The 17,445-nt window shown below is 49.8% G+C and carries 11 protein-coding genes and 3 tRNA genes; 11 read left to right on the top strand and 3 right to left on the bottom strand.

Going from position 1 to position 17,445, the window contains the following annotated elements; all coding sequences use genetic code 11:
* Positions 1 to 71 precede the first annotated feature (71 nt).
* The 3 genes from putA (at position 72) to Q0698_RS12250 (ending at position 5,334) form a co-directional block, all read left to right on the top strand.
* Complete coding sequence (gene putA, locus Q0698_RS12260; protein ID WP_298636960.1) at positions 72 to 3,695, top strand: bifunctional proline dehydrogenase/L-glutamate gamma-semialdehyde dehydrogenase PutA; 3,624 nt, start codon at positions 72 to 74, stop codon at positions 3,693 to 3,695.
* 41 nt (positions 3,696 to 3,736) lie between these two features.
* The gene (locus Q0698_RS12255) at positions 3,737 to 4,732 is read left to right on the top strand and encodes an asparaginase (RefSeq protein WP_298636959.1); all 996 of its coding nucleotides are present in this window, start codon (positions 3,737 to 3,739) and stop codon (positions 4,730 to 4,732) included.
* Positions 4,733 to 4,818: 86 nt separating this feature from the next.
* Positions 4,819 to 5,334: a DUF1285 domain-containing protein gene (locus Q0698_RS12250; protein ID WP_298636957.1), complete on the top strand. Its 516-nt coding sequence runs from the start codon at positions 4,819 to 4,821 to the stop codon at positions 5,332 to 5,334.
* Positions 5,335 to 5,489: 155 nt separating this feature from the next.
* Here the strand turns inward: Q0698_RS12250 and Q0698_RS12245 are convergent, their stop codons facing one another.
* Both Q0698_RS12245 and Q0698_RS12240 read right to left on the bottom strand, forming a co-directional pair.
* Positions 5,490 to 6,197 carry a UDP-2,3-diacylglucosamine diphosphatase gene (locus Q0698_RS12245; protein WP_298636955.1) on the bottom strand — a complete coding sequence of 236 codons (708 nt, stop codon included), beginning with the start codon at positions 6,195 to 6,197 and terminating at the stop codon, positions 5,490 to 5,492.
* Between the two features lie 28 nt (positions 6,198 to 6,225).
* On the bottom strand, positions 6,226 to 6,720 hold the full coding sequence (locus Q0698_RS12240) for a peptidylprolyl isomerase (RefSeq protein ID WP_298636954.1): 495 nt from the start codon (positions 6,718 to 6,720) through the stop codon (positions 6,226 to 6,228).
* Between the two features lie 131 nt (positions 6,721 to 6,851).
* On the opposite strand from Q0698_RS12240, the gene Q0698_RS12235 reads away from it, so the two are divergent.
* The 5 genes from Q0698_RS12235 to Q0698_RS12215 all read left to right on the top strand — a co-directional run bounded on the left by Q0698_RS12235 (position 6,852) and on the right by Q0698_RS12215 (position 15,949).
* Positions 6,852 to 8,528, top strand: coding sequence for a glutamine--tRNA ligase/YqeY domain fusion protein (locus tag Q0698_RS12235; protein WP_298636953.1), 1,677 nt, complete (start codon positions 6,852 to 6,854; stop codon positions 8,526 to 8,528).
* Positions 8,529 to 8,546: 18 nt separating this feature from the next.
* On the top strand, positions 8,547 to 9,917 hold the full coding sequence (cysS, locus tag Q0698_RS12230; protein ID WP_298636952.1) for a cysteine--tRNA ligase: 1,371 nt from the start codon (positions 8,547 to 8,549) through the stop codon (positions 9,915 to 9,917).
* Between the two features lie 85 nt (positions 9,918 to 10,002).
* Positions 10,003 to 11,418, top strand: coding sequence for a Wadjet anti-phage system protein JetA family protein (locus Q0698_RS12225; protein WP_298636951.1), 1,416 nt, complete (start codon positions 10,003 to 10,005; stop codon positions 11,416 to 11,418).
* A gap of 1 nt (position 11,419) precedes the next feature.
* Positions 11,420 to 12,349, top strand: a complete 930-nt coding sequence (locus Q0698_RS12220) for a DUF4194 domain-containing protein (protein WP_298636950.1) — start codon at positions 11,420 to 11,422, stop codon at positions 12,347 to 12,349.
* Positions 12,350 to 12,358: 9 nt separating this feature from the next.
* The gene (locus Q0698_RS12215) at positions 12,359 to 15,949 is read left to right on the top strand and encodes an SbcC/MukB-like Walker B domain-containing protein (protein ID WP_298636949.1); all 3,591 of its coding nucleotides are present in this window, start codon (positions 12,359 to 12,361) and stop codon (positions 15,947 to 15,949) included.
* A 144-nt stretch (positions 15,950 to 16,093) separates the two neighbouring features.
* Here the strand turns inward: Q0698_RS12215 and folD are convergent, their stop codons facing one another.
* Positions 16,094 to 16,939, bottom strand: coding sequence for a bifunctional methylenetetrahydrofolate dehydrogenase/methenyltetrahydrofolate cyclohydrolase FolD (folD, locus tag Q0698_RS12210; RefSeq protein ID WP_298636948.1), 846 nt, complete (start codon positions 16,937 to 16,939; stop codon positions 16,094 to 16,096).
* A 232-nt stretch (positions 16,940 to 17,171) separates the two neighbouring features.
* On the opposite strand from folD, the gene Q0698_RS12205 reads away from it, so the two are divergent.
* The 3 genes from Q0698_RS12205 (at position 17,172) to Q0698_RS12195 (ending at position 17,445) form a co-directional block, all read left to right on the top strand.
* Positions 17,172 to 17,248 (top strand) — tRNA-Pro (locus Q0698_RS12205).
* 21 nt (positions 17,249 to 17,269) lie between these two features.
* Positions 17,270 to 17,346 (top strand) — tRNA-Arg (locus Q0698_RS12200).
* 26 nt (positions 17,347 to 17,372) lie between these two features.
* A tRNA-His gene (locus tag Q0698_RS12195) sits at positions 17,373 to 17,445 on the top strand.

Below are 17,445 nucleotides of genomic sequence, written 5' to 3'. Positions count from 1 at the left end.
TGATCGCAGTTTTGGAGTAATTGTCTAAAATCTAGACACACACTCTCTGTATTGTAATTGGTGGACGCTACATGACCTTTAACTTCTCTACTTTTGCCAATCAAATCGCTGACGTCGATCGTTACTTTATTCGCTCGGAGTCGTCTGTTGCTCAGGATTTATTGCAGGTCACCAGTACCTTAACAAGTCAACCTGATCAGATTAAGGCTCACGCGTTACAACTTATTAAGCACATCCGTGAATCGTCTAAAAATACGATTGGGGTGGAAAGCATGTTACGCGAATATTCGCTCTCTGAGGCGGAAGGTATTTTACTAATGTGTCTGGCAGAATCACTCCTGCGTGTCCCGGATGGCCTCACGGCAGACCGATTGATCGCTGATAAAATTGTGGCAGGAGACTGGGGCGAATACGTGGGTAAGGGTGACTCATGGTTAATGAATGCTTCGTCATGGGGTTTATTCCTTACCGGCAAGTTTTTAAATCTTGGGAAACTGGATTCTGAGCGCGCTAAACGATCGCTCACTAGCACTATCCGACGAGTAGGTGAGCCCGTAATTCGCTCGTCAGTGAAAATCGCGATGGCAGTGATGGGGAAGCAATTCGTTTTAGGCGAGGATTTAGGGGAAGCCTTTAAAAAGGCCGCTCGATGGGAGAAGGAAGGCTACCGCTACTCCTATGACATGTTAGGTGAAGGCGCTCGTACGATGGCCGATGCCGACCGGTATTTTGCAGCCTACGCCGATGCAATTAGAAGCATCGCCAAAGCGGCTAAGGGAGCGGGTCCCATTAATGGTCCTGGAATCTCTATTAAATTATCTGCACTGCATCCTCGTTACCAATTTTCTCAGGATCAGAGAGTTCAACAGGAGTTATTTGAGCGACTTATGGAGCTTACCCTGTTAGCTCGGGACGCGGATATAAACCTTACGGTTGATGCTGAAGAAGCGGATCGCCTAGCGCTGTCGCTTCGCCTTATCGAAAGAGTTATGTCTGATCAACGATTAGGAGAGTGGGGCGGTTTCGGTTTAGCGGTACAGGCGTATCACAAAGCGACACCCGTTGTTCTTAATGTTATTCGCGAGCTCGCGCAATCTAATAATCGCAAGATGATGGTTCGATTGGTTAAGGGCGCCTATTGGGATTATGAGATTAAACATGCTCAAGAGGGCGGTCATCCGAATTTTCCGGTGTTTACACGTAAAGAGACAACGGACGTTAGCTACCAAGTCTGCGCGGCGCAGCTATTGGCAAGCCGCGATTGGATCTATCCACAATTCGCGACCCACAATGCCATCACCACTAGTCATATTCTAGCGATGACGGATGATCATACTGGCTTTGAGTTTCAGCGTCTCCATGGTATGGGCGAACACCTGTTTGAGGGGATGAAGAAGCAGGGTATTTATGACGGTCCGGTGCGTATTTATGCACCGGTTGGCGAGCACGAGCATCTTTTGGCCTATTTGGTTCGTCGTCTACTTGAGAACGGGGCGAACTCAAGCTTCGTGAATAAAATCTCTGACCCTTCAATTCCTGCTGAAGAGCTTATTGAAGATCCCGCGGAAAAGCTGCTTGCACACGATTCGTTAGCTCACCCGAAAATTGATTTACCGCAACGGATTCTCGGCGCTCGTAGTAATTCCGATGGTTGGAATCTCGAGTTGGCCACAGATCAAGCGGTTGCATATTCAGGCCTCGCTGAGGTCGATGCGGTGATTAAACGTCTCGCTGAAAACGAATTCTCAGGGAAGCCCTACGATATTGTTGACCCTTCAGATGTATCGGAGGCTATTGCCACCACCAAGCTTATGTCTACAGAAGATTGTCGCGCTGCATTGCAGAGCTTGTCCTATGAGTCCTGGGCGCAGTTAGGAAGCCCCGCTAGAGCGGTGATGCTCTTAAAACTGGCCGATTTATTAGAGGAAAATAAAGTCGAGTTGGCGGCGTTACTGATTCGTGAGGCAGGTAAATTAGCCACCGATGCCGATGCAGAGATTCGCGAAGCGATTGATTTTTGTCGTTACTATGCAATGGACGCCGATAAGTCCAGCGGCAGAAGTCCGCTTGGTAAAGTATTGTGCATCAGTCCTTGGAACTTCCCGCTAGCCATTTTCCTCGGTCAGGTAGCAGCCACCTTAGCCGCGGGCAACGCCGTGCTTGCTAAGCCTTCTGAGCAGGCGATGATGGTCGCTAAGCGAGCCGTAGAGCTAGCCTACGAAGCAGGTATTCCGTCAGAAGTCTTACAGCTCATTCCAACAGATGGAGCGACGGCAGGCGGCGCGCTACTTGAGGATACTGAAGTAGCAGGCATAGTGTTTACGGGTTCAACACGGACTGCTCAGCACATACAATCTACGGTAGCAAAGCGTGGTGGCAGAATGCCCGTAATCGTTGCTGAAACAGGTGGCCAGAATGCGATGATCGTCGATTCAACCGCGCTACCCGAGCAGGTTACTGACGACGTTATTCGTTCTGGATTTCAGAGTGCAGGTCAGCGTTGTTCAGCCCTGCGAGTATTACTCGTACAAGAGGATATTGCGGACGGTGTGATTGCAATGATTAGTGGCGCCATGAAGGAATTACAGATTGGTAATCCAATTCATCCTTCCATTGACGTAGGCCCGGTTATTGATGAAGCCGCGCTGGCGCGATTAAAGTCCCACGAAGCGCGAATGAAGGGCGCAGCTAAATTACTCTATCAATGTGAGCTACCTTCGGCGACTAAGTGTGGACTATTCTTCCCGCCAACCCTATACGAAATTGACTCCCTTGAGACGTTGACCGAAGAAGTCTTTGGCCCAGTTGTTCACGTGTTACGTTATAAGGCGGCCGACTTTGATAAGGTGTTTGAGCGAGTCAATAGCACCGGCTTCGGCCTTACCATGGGCATTCATAGCCGAATCGACTCCCATGTTAATATCGCGGTTCGGAAGTCGGGCGCTGGCAACGTGTATGTGAACCGAAATATCATTGGTGCAGTGGTTGGTGTTCAGCCGTTCGGTGGTTGCGGGCTTTCCGGAACGGGTCCTAAAGCCGGTGGTCCAAACTACCTATCTCGCTTCTTAGACTATGCGCCGCTGAAGTCACAGAAGTTCAAGTACAGTGGCACCGGGATCGAATCACCGCCTGTTCGTGACGCATGGCGAGACCTTAGTGTCGAACAACGCTGGGAGTTACTTCGCCAGGCAGAGGGCGAAGGCGTCATCGTCTATCACTGGGCTCATGATCTCGTGGCAAATAAAGAAGTAATGCCTGGCCCCACCGGGGAGTTAAATACGTTGGAGCTTCGCCCTCGCGCTACCGTTTGGATAGACCCTAACGTAAAGCATGAGCAGGCCCGAGGACTTATTTTGCTGGCGCTATTAGCTGGAAACCGCGTTGCAATGAGTAGCCACGCCGACATCCCGGCTCGATGGAGTTGTTTTGCTGAGCACGGCGCATTCGAGCTGGTTGATTTACCTAGTCGTGAGGCTCATTTGAAGTTACTGGCCTCAGGTCGGTTTAATGTCCTTGTGATGGCCCAAGATGACGAGCTCTTAGCCGCTACCGCAAAGGTAGATGGTGCTTTGCCGATTATCGTTGATTCATTTGATCAACATTTGGCATTGCAGCGATTTAGTCATGAGGTTACCGTAAGTGTTAACACTACAGCGGCCGGTGGTAATGCCGCGTTGATGGCTACCGTAGACTAAATATTTAGCGTTTACGGTCGTATTTAGCAGAGGGAGTTTACGTGCAGAAAATTGGCATTATGTCGTTGGGCGGGACCATTACCATGGGACAGAGCGGAGTAGATGGCGCTCTGCCGGACCTCAGTGCGGAAGATATCTGTGCGGCGTTGCCTCAGCTCGACGAGATTGCCGAGGTCCATTGCTGCACGATTCGCAAGGTAGGCTCACCGAGTTTAAAACTGTCAGACCTCTTTGATGTGATCGATCGAGTCAACGAGTGGCGCGCCGCGGGCATTAATAGCTTCGTCCTACTTCAAGGTACGGATACGTTGGAAGAGACGGCCTTTGGCCTGGACTTAATGCTAGGGCAAAGCGGTGTCAGTTTAGTTGTTACCGCCGCAATGCGAGATCCAAAGCAGCTAGGGGCTGATGGTTTCGCCAACCTGTTAGCGAGTGCTCGTGTTGCACTGCACCCTCGTACTGCAGAGATGGGCGTGGTGGTTGTCATTAATGACGAGATCCATGCGGCCCGATTGGTTGAGAAGCGACATTCGTTTAGTCTTCGCGCCTTTCAATCTCCCAATTTAGGGCCGGTAGGCTGGATTGTGGAATCAAAAGCTCGCTATGTGGCGGCGCCCAGCCGCTTGGATATCGACTACCAAGGCGGCAGAGCAAAGGTATCTATCCCGCTAGTTCGCTGTGTGTTTGATATGGATGACATCTTGGTGGCGGCGGTTGCTGCTACAGATGTTCCTGCCGTGGTTATCGAAGGTGTTGGCGGTGGTAATGTCAGTGCCAATATTAGCGGCGCTGTCGAAGCGATGGCACAAGAAAAATATGTCATCATTTGCTCGAGAACAGGCGGTGGTGAGGTCTTGGCGTCGAGTTATGGTGAGACCGGCTCAGCGGGCCCCCTTGTTCGCGCTGGCTGTATTAACGGTACCACGCTTGATGGTTTGAAGGCGCGCATGCTGTTGCTGGTTCTGCTGGCGGATGGCGCTGACGAGGTTCGTCTGCGGGAAATATTCCATCGAGTTGGCCAGCTTTATCTGCAATAGATGATGACAGGGCCGAAATTCAACAGGAGCTTAATGGCTCACAAGGCGTTTAGTGTGTTCTCAACCTTCTTTAGACCCATTCCGTCATGAATCTTGATGCGGTAGAGCAGTATGCCGGTTTAGCCGAGGCAGAAGAAAGCTTGTTTGTTGCGGGCTTAGCGCAGTGGCAGCCGCAATTATCGGGCACCATGGATTTGGTGATTGATGAGACGGGTCGTTGGATCCATGAGGGCGCTGAGATTAAACGCGCTAGGCTTGTCAATCTGTTCACCCGTATTCTTCGGCGAGAGGGCGACGATTATTTCCTACTGACTCCAGTAGAAAAGTGGCAAATCACAGTGATGAGCTACCCGTTATGGGTGTCGTTATTGGTCGAAGAGGATGACAACGTGTTTTTCGTACTCAGCTGCGGCAACAAATTGCCACTTAATCAGGATTGTCAGCCACGATTAGAGAGCGATTCAATAGTAGTTGATGTGGCGCCTAATATGACCGCTAAATTTCATCGTAACGCTTACTATGACCTCGCAGAGCGTTTGCAGGAAGACGATCAAGGTTACTTTATCGAGATCGGCAAGACGCAACTTCGCGTTCAAAGGTAGTTCGAAATTCGCACGTGGGCAGTTTTAAGCGGGTTAAGTGAATTAAACGGTAAGCATTCAACCAGCCGGTCTGCTTGCCTAGGCATAGCAACAGACTTTAGCTAACGCTTCTTGAGTAGAGTGATGAGCTTAGTGTGCGTGTTTGCGAAATGAAGTTAAATTGCGCGTTTGAGTAACTCTAGGCGACTACCATCACTCACGACATAGTGGAAATGATCGGTCCAGTCACCCAACACTACTCGTTGGAATTCACCAAGCTCATGTATCTTTGGTCGGTGTGTATGGCCGTGAAGGATAACTTGCGCGTTGGCTTCTAAGTGTAAGCTCTCCACCGCGGCAGCGTTCACATCCATAATATTATCTGCTTTGTTAGAATTGGACTGCTGACTCTGTTGGCGAAGATGAAGTGCGATGGCTTTGCGTTCAGCGAGTGGTTTCGCGAGCAATGCCTGTTGCCACTCATCACTGCGGCTGAGTTTTCGAAACGCTTGATACGCTTCGTCATCGGTACACAGTTCATCACCGTGGCAAAGTACCCAGTTTTCACCGGTGTCCTGTTCGATTAGGTATGGTGCTTTAATAATGGTCAAGCCTGCAGCTTTTGCCCAATGCTCACCCAGAAGGAAATCGCGATTACCGTGCATAAAGAAGGCGTGAATGTCGCGTTGTCTTAGTGCTAAGAGGTGCTGAGCTAATGCTGCAAGCCAAGGCGCGTCATCATCATCGCCAACCCAGGCTTCAAAAATATCGCCCAACAGGTAGAGCTCACATCCAGAGGGTAATTCATCCAGTAGCGTCAGCAATGCGCTATAGCGCTCATCCTGACTATCTAGGTGAAGATCTGAAATAAAGACACGATGCATGCGAACTCTCCTCAGCCGTTAAACGTTATTAAGCGATACTAGTACGCTCGATCACTACGGTCTCCTTCGGTACGTCTTGATGACCGCCGGTGCTGCCCGTTGCCACCTTCTTAATCTTCTCAACAACGTCAAGGCCGTCAGTCACTTTACCAAACACTGCGTAGCCCCAACCATGCGTATCCTTCGACTTATGGTTCAGGAACGCGTTGTCCGCAACGTTGATAAAGAACTGTGCGGTTGCTGAGTGAGGGTCCATCGTGCGCGCCATAGCAATGGTGCCAACATCATTCGTCAGGCCATTATCTGCTTCATTTTCAATAGGTTCTTCGGTAGCTTTCTGGCTCATATCGGCGTTGAAACCGCCGCCTTGAATCATGAAGTTGTCGATTACACGGTGGAAGATGGTGCCATTAAAAAAGCCAGACTCCACATAGGATAGGAAGTTAGCAACGGTTTTCGGTGCTTTTTCGGCATTAAGTTCTAGGGTGATGTCACCGTAGTTGGTGTGTAAAATCACAGACATTGATAAATTCCTTCGCTCTTTAGCTACAGCGTGGTTGAAAAGGGGGGTATAATACTCCTTTTAGAGAATGAGCGAAACCGCCATCAACACGCACCGAGTAAAGTGCGTGGTAATCACGTATCGAGACTAAAATGAGTACAGAAAAGACTGCTCCAACACATTTTATCCGCAAGATTCTGGCAGATGACCTTTCATCCGCAAAACACACGAAGATTGTGACGCGTTTTCCGCCCGAGCCAAACGGTTACCTTCATATCGGTCACGCCAAGTCGATTTGTCTAAACTTCGGTATGGCGAAGGAGTTTGGTGGGGAGTGCAATCTTCGCTTTGATGATACGAACCCTGAGAAAGAGAGCCAAGAGTTCATCGAATCGATTAGTCAGGACGTAAAGTGGCTGGGTTTTGATTGGGCGGGCGAGGTTCGTTACGCATCCAACTATTTCGATCAGCTCCACGAATGGGCCATTGAACTAATCAATAAAGGCCTCGCGTACGTCTGCGATTTAACTCCAGATGAGGCACGTGAGTATCGCGGAACACTTACGGCGCCGGGTAAGAACAGTCCTTATCGTGAGCGTTCTATTGACGAGAACTTAGCGCTATTCGCCCAAATGGGGGCTGGTGACTTCGATGAAGGTGCGAAGGTGTTACGTGCGAAGATCGATATGGCGAGCCCGAATATGAATTTGCGGGATCCTATCATTTATCGCATTCGTAAGGTCACCCATCACCAGACCGGCGATAAGTGGTGCATCTATCCAATGTACGACTTCACTCATGGATTGTCGGATGCCATTGAAGGTATTACTCACTCTATCTGTACGCTAGAGTTTGAAGATCACCGACCGCTCTACGATTGGTTTATTGCTAACGTCACCGTTCCTGCTGTGCCTCACCAGTATGAGTTCGCGCGACTGAATTTGAACTATACCGTCACCTCAAAGCGCAAACTCAAGAAGTTGGTAGACGATAAAGTGGTAAACGGCTGGGACGACCCTCGTATGCCTACCATCGCTGGTATGCGCCGCAGAGGCTTTACGCCTGAGTCACTTCGTCATTTCTGTGAAATGATCGGCGTGACCCGTCAAGATTCGGTTGTTGACGTTGCCATGCTTGAGTTTGCGATTCGCGACGATCTTGATAAAAGTGCGCCGCGCGCAATGTGTGTGCTGGATCCACTCGAGATTGAAATTACCAACTATGACGAGGCGAAGGTGGAGTGGCTAACACTACCAGGGCATCCGCAGCATGATGATTTTACCACGCGTTCAGTGCCATTTGGTCGTAACTTGGTTATTGATCGCGCCGACTTTAGAGAAGAGGCTAACAAGAAGTACAAGCGTTTAGTCTTAGGCAAGGAAGTTCGACTTCGCGGTGGCTATGTAGTCAAAGCCGACGAAGTGATCAAAGATGCCGATGGCCAGATTAGCAAAGTAATTTGTAGCTACGACCCCGAGACATTGGGGCAAAACCCTACTGATGGTCGAAAGGTTAAAGGTGTTATTCACTGGGTAAATCGTGACCACGGTAAGCGCGCGGAAGTTCGGATCTATGATCGCTTGTTCAATGAAGCGGCTCCTGACAAAGGCGAAGATATGATGGCCTCGCTTAACCCCGAGAGTTTAGTGACGGTTAAGGATGCATTTATTGAGCCGGGTTTAGCCGCGGCTTCTGCCGAAGCACGCTTCCAGTTCGAGCGCGAAGGATACTTTGTTGCTGACCGTTATGATCATTCCGAAGATCGCCCTGTTTTTAACAGAACGATTGGCTTACGAGACACCTGGGCAAAAGCAGGCGATAACGCCTAATCGTTAGGAAACGAATTGATGACTTTACACTTATACAATACTCAGGCCGGCGAAAAGCAGGTATTTGAACCGATCGACGCTAACCACATTAAGATGTACGTCTGTGGACCTACCGTTTACAACCGAGTTCATATTGGTAACGCGCGTCCAGTAGTGGTTTTTGATATGCTCTACCGGGTGTTGAAAGCGCTGTACCCGAAAGTAACGTATGCCCGCAATATTACCGATATCGACGATAAGATCATGGCAGCGGCCAAAGCGTCCGGTGAAGAAATTGGCGCAATTACTAGTCACTATGCACAGGCCTACGCGGAAGATATGGCGGAGCTAAAGGCACTCACACCAGATGTCGTTCCCTATGCAACGGAGCATGTCCCGGAAATGATTACGATGATTCGGGCACTGTTGGAGCGCAATCACGCCTACGAAGCCGAAGGTCACGTATTATTTGCCGTGCAGACTATGGAAGATTACGGCTCGCTGTCGAATCGTTCTCTGGACGATATGTTAGCCGGTGCGCGAGTTGAAGTGGCTGCCTATAAGCGTTATGCCGGTGATTTCGTGCTTTGGAAGCCATCTGCTGATGATGAGCCAGGTTGGGAGAGCCCGTGGGGACGTGGTCGTCCAGGCTGGCATATTGAGTGCTCAGCGATGATTGAGAAGCACCTTGGACGCACCATTGATATTCACGGTGGTGGCCGAGATCTTGTGTTCCCGCATCATGAGAATGAAATGGCGCAAAGCTGCTGTGCCCACGATGGCGATAGTTTCGTTAACTTTTGGATGCACAATGGCTACGTCAATATCGATGGCGAAAAGATGTCTAAGAGTTTAGGCAATTTCCGCATGGTGAATGAGCTGCTTAGTGAGTGGCAGGGCGAAGTGTTGCGCTTTGCCTTGCTATCCGCCCAGTATCGGAGTGAAGTTAACTTCTCACCTGAATCACTCGCCGCTGCCAAGCAGACCTTAGATACTTTTTATCTGGCCCTGAGAAAGCTACAGGATGTCGCAGCAGATTCGGTCGATGCTCAGGACTCAGTGATTTGGGATAGTCTTCTAGATGACCTGAATACGCCTAATGCAGTAGCCGCTTTGCACGGTTTGCTAAAACGCCTATCAGGCGCCGATCAAGCGACTCGTGCCGAGGTAAAAGGACAACTACTTGCTTCCGGCGAGCTGCTGGGCTTATTTGGTGATGATCCCGAAGCGTGGTTTAGTGCCGGCACTAACGCCGATGAAGGTGCAGAGATTGATGCATTGGTAGTCGCTCGTAATGAGGCCAAGGCGGCTAAAGATTGGGCGAAAGCCGATGCGGTTCGTGATGAACTCAATCAGCGCGGAATTATCCTCGAGGATGGACCTAACGGGACGACGTGGCGAAAGGCCTAAACAGTTGCTCAGGCGGGCCTTAAAGGGCTTGCCTGAGCCCGCCGACTGCTTTAGTCTGAAATTAAAATAATAAGTTGCAGGCGCTATGTTTTTTTCAGGGAGTAGGGCGCATTTTTTCCGCCCCTTAAATGGTAAGTACCGCGAAGTGGTTTCAGCATGCTTAGCGGGCCTATACCGACGTCAATTCACCTCTCTAGCCGATTACGGTCAAAGTCTGTCACGTCAGCAAGTTATTGATACCTTTGCTGATACCATCGCACGATCGGGCGCTCAATTCGAAGATGAAACAGAGCTCCTCGCCTCAGATCCCCGTAAGCTCGCTTTATGGATTTTTAACCAGCTTCGCGAGAACGCTTGGCTTGATGAGCGAGCCGACGCGGTCTCAATGACGGCAAGCTACGGTTTAAGTGTAGTAGGACGAAATTTCGCCCAGGCCTTTGTTGCCGACAATCCACTTCAGGTTCGTACCCATCATCGCAATACTCGAAATACGCGGAACGCTTTAAAGGCCTTCGTGGTAGGTCATGACGTTCATGATTTATTAGACGCCTGCGAGTACTCGGAGCGAATCATTGCCGACTTTAGCGATATTATTGTTGAACTAGAGCAGCGCAGAAACCAGCTAGTTGACCAAGTGAAAAATGAAGGTGAAGCAGATGTTGCTGCAGATAGTTTCTTTGATTTTCTCGAACGTCGCTTCGAGCCTGATTTAGCCGTTCGTCTCTCCGCCGATAGTGTCGAGCGCTATCGTGATGAAATTCTTCAGCTATTACGCAAATTTCGTGAGACCAAGAAAGTTACCCGTCTTCAGGTGGAGCGCGACTTGCGCGCCTTGAAGTTAGAAGGCTTTAGCGAACACGAGATTTGGTATGAGCAGCTGTTGCGGATGATAGAACAGCGTCTGCGCAACGCCTGTGATGTCATGTTGCCGGCTGTACGAGATGCGTTAACATCATTCACTCAACGCGCTGACGCAATTATTCGCCAGTTAACAAGCTTATCTAGCGGAGCTGTGCAGTCATCGAGTGATGCGCTGGCACAGTTGGGAAGAGTGCCAAACGCCAAGCGGGAGCGCATTCTGTCTCAACTCGCTGAGGAAATGGGTACGGTTGAGATTGGCTTTATTGATCCCGGGCAGGTGAAGCCACTTAAACGAAGGGCTACCGATGCCTTAGTGCAAACGGCTGAAGCGAAAATCGAAGTCTCCGATGAAGGCCAACGACTCATCCAGATTAGCGCGCTGCTAGATAAGGCGTTCGCAATGAGTCATCAACAGTTTGTAGAGGCATTACAGAACATTGTCGGTGATGAAGTGAGCACCACCGCTGATTGGAAGATTGATAAACCACTAGACCTTATGATGCTGGCAAATATTGTGGCTGCGGGTGCGGCGAGTGGGTCGGGCGACAGTGATTTTGAAGTTGCCTCGACGGGTGAAACCGAGCACGACGAATATTTTGATAGCCGTGATAAATTCACAATAAAAAGACGAGTGTCTTAGTATGAATACGTTCGAAACTACCGTAGAACAAAGCCTCGATATTGCTTTGGCACAATTCAAGATGGTACTGCAGCGACTGCTGAATTATGGCGTCATCTCCCGCGATGAATCCTCTGTTGAGGCAGAAATTTACGATCTCTTCGTGCGCTGTGAGCAAGAGCTTGCAGATTACTTAGGAGTTATGGATCTTCAACTACTCCACGATAGAGCCGGGCGCTTCGTTAGAGTGCTCCCTCCCGCCGCCGAGGCACCTGGACATGAGGCCGTCTCCAGCCCTTTTAAAACAGGGCTTCGTGTTGCCTTGTCGAACGAGGAAATTGAGCTGCTGTTAGTTCTTCGTGCTCAATATGAAATCGGTCTACGCGCCGGGGACATTAACGAGCAGGGTGGTGTTAATCAGACGATGGAAAGCTACTCGGTAGCGCTCTTTAATCTATTAGATCGCCGTTTACCTTCGTCATTGAATGAACGAAAAACGCTGTTTCGAAAATTACGCAAACTCCGTGTGATTTCCGTCAATCTTGATGAATTGGATGACCCGAATTGCTGGTTTGCTATTCGCCCAGCTATTACCACCTTTGTAACCGATTCGGTCCTATCTAGCTTAATGGCGTCGCTTAACGAGGTTGACGCGAATTCGACTGATGCCGCGGCTGCAGTTAGCGCAACTTCGCCAGTAGAAGCTGAAGTAGAGGCTGAAGTAGAAGTTGAAATAGAAGCTGAAGTAGAGGCTGAAGTAGAAACTGAAGTAGAAACTGAAGTAAAAACTGAAGTGGAAGCTGAAGTAGAAGCTGAAGTAGAAGCTGAAGTAGAAGCTGAAGTAGAAGCTGAAGTAGAAGCTGAAGTAGAAGCTGAAGTAGAAGCTAAAGTAGAGGCAGCGCCAGATTCAGCTGTGGTAGATCAGTACGCTAATAAGTCGATTTTTGGGTAGGGTGAGACTATGTATCTAAAGCAATTTATCTTTGTAAATTGGGGTAACCTACCGAATCAAATCTTCGACTTTGGGCCGTTAAATCTTCTTTCTGGAGGAAATGGTTCCGGTAAGACTACCGCGGCAGATGCAATTCAAACGCTAATGACGGCGGCGCATGACAACCTCTACAGCTTCAACCCTGGGCAAGACGAATCGACTCAGCGTACGCGAGGCAAGACAGTTCGTACCTTGGCTAGTTACTTTTTGGGTTGTGATGATGGCAGCTACTCTAGGCCACAGCGAACTGATGGCTACTTGGCCGCTAATTTTTGGCCTTCAGAGGGCGAAGAAGTTGAGCCTTTTGCGGTTGTACTTCACGGCCGCGCTCACCTAGAGCAGTCTGGCAGCCAGCGCGTAGCAAGATTGGATTCCCTGCAGTTTTTCTTGCTACGTGGACAGCAGCTCTCACTGGAAGACTTTGTCCATGACCATAAAATTAGTGATGGCGCTAAATTCGGCCAGCGTTTGGCTCAGCGCTATCCCTCTCATCTTATTGAACGCTACGACCGAAAAAAGTCCTATTTGGGTAGGCTTTATGGCGCATTGCGCGGCAAAGATGATGCGGTGAGTGATCGTGAGGCAATGCACTGTGCAAAGACCTTTGCCCGCTTTATGGCGTACAAGCCGGTCCGTTCAATTAATGATTTTGTGGCCAACGAGGTGCTAGAGAAGAAGGACCTCGCCGAGGCTATTCGCAACGTTTCCAGTTTGATGAAAACGATTCACGGCATGGAGTCGTCAGCAGGGGCAATTCGAGCCAGTACTGAGTTGTTAGAGAAGGCCCAGGGGCATGCTAGTTTCTTCATTAGTGAATGGCTAGCGACCAACGAGCTGCAATACACGGCAGCTCAATCACGTTACCTCAGTGATCAGCGCGACTACGTCCAAGCTAAGAAGGTTCAACAGCAAGTCCGAGCTAATATTCAGGACAATAGTGATAGTCGATCCACCTTAGAACAGCAACAGGCCTCTCTACGGCAACAGCTGATTTCACTTGAAGCACAAAAGCAGGGACTTTCCGGAGCCGATGCGGTCCGCCTGGAACAGGAACTTAAGAAGACAGAAGCTGATCTCGCACGGTGTGCTAAAGCGGCTCTCGAAGAGCAAACTAAGGTCGATTCTGCCCTTGCCATTGCGCGATTTTTGAGTGCTGGTGAGAATAAGATTTCCACCTTCGCAGAGAGCGATGCTTTAGTGGAAGTGGCACGGTCGGTTACTCAGAATTATCAGACCTTGGACCTCAGTGCAATAATGAGTGCCGATTGGATTGATGAAAGTCGTTTTGATGAGCTCGCTAAGTCAGCGATGGAAAACCAGCGCCTGTTGCGGCGCTTGACAGAGGTTGCCTCACCGACTGGGCTTGGCGGGACCTTCTATCAATCCTTGCAGGCGGAGCAAGCGAAACTTGCGGGCGAACATCAGTCCTTAACTAAGTCATGTCAAAGTTTGCAACAGCAGATTGATAGCCTTGAACAGAGTCGCAGTAGCTATCCACGTTATGTTAGTCATGCCTTGGCCGTCTTAGCGGAATCGCTACCTAGGGCAGATGCGCGCGTCATGTGCGACTATGTGAGCGTCGATGATGTTCGCTGGCAGAGCGCTATTGAAGGCTATCTTGGTGGTGCCCGCTTTAATATCATTGTTGACGAAGACTTTGAGGCCGAGGCCGCTGAGATTCTTCGCAAGCATCCTGATGTCGGACGCGGAGTGCGCGTTGTCCAAGGTAGAAAAGCCCGCGCTGATATGGCGAAACTTAGCCGAGTAGCGAGTGATAGTATTGTGCAGCTAATGCGCTTTGAACACGCCGCAGCGGAAGCCTTTATCACTGCTAGTTTTGCGAATGTCTTACAGGTTGATACCACTCGTGACTTGGGTAATGTTCGCCGAGGGCTAACTGCTAATGGCCTTGGTGCCGCCGGTTATGCAATTTTTAAATGTGGCCTGTCCGACCACGAGCTGGTATTCGGTAAAGGTGCTCGGGAACGTTCCAAACTCGCGAAGCGCGAGCAGCTTTCTAGTGAGTTGGAAAAATTAGGCCGAACTTCTACTCAACGGCAAATTATTGGTGATGCACTCAAGCAGCTAGCGAGTGTTCAGCCAGTAACCATTGGTGATGAACTATTAAATGTGGCCAATGCACTGCAGAGTTCAAATAGCCTTCGGAAGCAGATTTCACTACTTGAGGCTGGCGATCACGGTGAGCTAGACGTGCAATTAGCGCAGGTACTCAGCGATGAGCGATCGCTTGCTGAGGAACTTGGACAGTTGCAGATTGCGCTGGGTACCCTCAACAGCGAGCTTAGCCAAATTGAGCGTAAGATAGAGCGATCTAATCGACAGCAGTTAGAGACGGAAGCGCTGGTCGACGAAGCCGAGGCAAACCTTAGGGAACTCGCCGCTCGTTGGCCCGACTATGACCTTGAAAACGCAATTATTAGTGCCGATGAGCGCGCCAGCGAGGAGAGTGCTAAGTCACTTACCGAGCTCGCTACACAGAAGCGCGACGAGCTGGGTGCCTCGATTAATCAGTTGGAAAGTTGTTTGATTAAACATAATGCTACCCTTGATGAAGCTACGGCCATCCCGTTCATGCCGCAAAGCCGGCAGCTTAACAAAGCTCTATTCGATTGTGTGGTAGACACTCATACTTTAATTGACGTTGAGTACAATCGTCTCAAGAACAATGTTTTAGCCAAGAAGTACGAGCAGCTCAAACATTACAAAGAGAGCTTTGATAATACCTTTGTGACTCACCTCTGCCACTCTGTATACCAGTCTGTGAGTGATGGTGAGCGGGCGCTTGAGGATCTAAACGCTGAGCTTATTCATCACGCCTTTGGTGCGGACCGTGAGCGTTACAGTTTCGGCTGGGAGTGGGAGCCCGAATTTAAAGAGTACTGGGACTTTTTTGCCGAAGTTACCCGTGCGCCGTCCATTGAGGGGGCTACCAACAGTCTGTTTGACAGTCAATTATCTGCCAAGTACGGTCATGTCCGTGATCGCTTAATGGCGATGTTATTAGATGAAGACGAGCAGCGCGCGCTGAAGAACCTAGAGGATCTAACCGACTACCGTCGTTATCGCCGCTATGAGATCTATAAAACGCCAGAGGGTAAGAAGTCTATCGCCTTATCGGAGTATGGTACTGGTTCGGGTGGTCAGTTGGAGACACCGGCCTATATTATTCGAGCAGCAGCAATTACCTCAGCCTTCAAGTTCTCTGAAAGTGGCTCACACCTGCGCATGGTATTGGTTGATGAGGCATTTTCGAAGATGGATGAGCATCGCTCGCGCGAAGTTATTGACTACTTGACCAACCGCTTAGGATTGCAGTTGAGCTTCGTGATGCCAACCTCAAAGTCTGGACCGTTTATGGACTTAATTTCCAATCAATTCGTCTTCGCAAAAGTTCCAGTAGGAGCGAAGCGGGGGGAATTAGCAACGGGTGTTTTGGTAGATCGTCAGATCTTGAATCAAGAGCGAGTAGCCGAACTCTGGGAGAGTCATCGTCAACAGCTGCGTTCACAGGCAGAATTGGAATTCTTGGCAGAGCTCTAGGCACCGATAATCTATTACTAATTACTGATCTCTAAGTTCAAGAAATAACAAAGCCCAAGTGACATCACTCGGGCTTTGTTGCGTTAGGGTGATTCGCGTTTCTTAGCCAATCAACTTGCTTCGGAAACCAGCTAGCAGGACTAACTACTTAATGGCCTGAGTTCCAGCCGTTAAGGTTTGTGCAATCAGCGTATTGATCGTCATTGGACCCACGCCACCGGGCACCGGTGTAAGCGCCTTAACCCGCCCGTGTAGTGGAGCAAGTTCAATATCGCCCACGCCACCAGTATGATAGCCCGCATCGACGACAATGGCGCCATCCTTAATCCAGTCAGCTTTAATGAATTCTGGGATGCCTACCGCACCCACCACGAGGTCGGCTTGGCGAATGTGACTCTCTAGGTCTTTGGTGCGGGAGTGGCAAACAGTTACCGTACAGTTTGCATTCAGTAGCATGAGTGCCATGGGTTTGCCAAGAATAGGGCTTCGACCTACTACCACAGCATGAAGACCAGATAGATCAAGTTGGTACTTTTCTAGCAAGCGCATGATACCTGCAGGCGTAGCCGAGCCGTATGCCGATTCGCCCATTGCCATACGACCAAATCCTAAGCAGGTAACGCCATCTACGTCCTTGTCTAATGCGATACGGTCAAAGCACGCACGCTCATCAATCTGAGCAGGGACCGGGTGCTGTAATAAAATGCCGTGAACATTCTCGTCGCTATTGAGCTCATCGATTGTTGCGAGCAGTTCTTCGGTAGTGGTTTGCTCAGACATTTCAATTTTTCGTGAGTCCATACCAATGCGGCGACAGGCCTCTCCTTTCATACGCACATAAGTGGCAGAGGAGGGGTCTGCGCCCACCAAAATTGTGGCCAGAACCGGAGTAGCATTATTGGCGCGCGCTTTGAGGTTCGTGACTTCGGCACGAAATTCATCTTCGTAGCAACTGGCTTGGTATTTACCGTCTAGAATTAATGTATCCACAATGTGATTCCATGAGATTGATTTTGTATGGGGTTATCCTAACAAAAAATCCTTCTAAGGCTCTAAAGTGGTATTTTTTTCTGTTGAGGGGGATTTTCGTAAATTTTTCATTGACTTAGCACAGGGGGATTACTATTATTCGCACCGCTTGGACGATAACCCATTCGCTAAGTTCGGACACGGTGAAACACGCTTTCACAGGATTGACTCAATCCTTCCAGTAAAGAGTTTTCGGGGTATAGCGCAGCCTGGTAGCGCGCCTGCTTTGGGTGCAGGATGTCGGGAGTTCAAATCTCTCTACCCCGACCATTTTCATTGTTTGAACCTTCGGCGCCCGTAGCTCAGTTGGATAGAGCAGTGGCCTTCTAAGCCATTGGTCGCAGGTTCGAATCCTGCCGGGCGCGCCACTTTAGGTGTCTGGCATAGAAATATGGTGGGCGTAGCTCAGTTGGTAGAGCCCCAGGTTGTGATCCTGGTTGTCGTGGGTTCGAGCCCCATCGTCCACC

Source organism: uncultured Umboniibacter sp. (assembly GCF_947497555.1).
In the GTDB taxonomy this organism is placed as follows: domain Bacteria; phylum Pseudomonadota; class Gammaproteobacteria; order Pseudomonadales; family DSM-25080; genus Umboniibacter.
Note: the sequence above shows the minus strand (reverse complement) of the source record. Positions and strands in the feature narration are given on the sequence as shown.

Excerpts from the sequence above, each read along its gene's own strand:
- Q0698_RS12215 (WP_298636949.1), top strand. The coding sequence starts at position 12,359 with ATGTATCTAAAGCAATTTATCTTTGTAAATTGGGGTAACCTACCGAAT.
- Q0698_RS12235 (WP_298636953.1), top strand. The coding sequence starts at position 6,852 with ATGAGTACAGAAAAGACTGCTCCAACACATTTTATCCGCAAGATTCTG.
- Q0698_RS12250 (WP_298636957.1), top strand. The coding sequence starts at position 4,819 with ATGAATCTTGATGCGGTAGAGCAGTATGCCGGTTTAGCCGAGGCAGAA.
- Q0698_RS12225 (WP_298636951.1), top strand. The coding sequence starts at position 10,003 with ATGTTTTTTTCAGGGAGTAGGGCGCATTTTTTCCGCCCCTTAAATGGT.
- Q0698_RS12240 (WP_298636954.1), bottom strand. The coding sequence starts at position 6,720 with ATGTCTGTGATTTTACACACCAACTACGGTGACATCACCCTAGAACTT.
- Q0698_RS12245 (WP_298636955.1), bottom strand. The coding sequence starts at position 6,197 with ATGCATCGTGTCTTTATTTCAGATCTTCACCTAGATAGTCAGGATGAG.
- putA (WP_298636960.1), top strand. The coding sequence starts at position 72 with ATGACCTTTAACTTCTCTACTTTTGCCAATCAAATCGCTGACGTCGAT.
- Q0698_RS12220 (WP_298636950.1), top strand. The coding sequence starts at position 11,420 with ATGAATACGTTCGAAACTACCGTAGAACAAAGCCTCGATATTGCTTTG.
- cysS (WP_298636952.1), top strand. The coding sequence starts at position 8,547 with ATGACTTTACACTTATACAATACTCAGGCCGGCGAAAAGCAGGTATTT.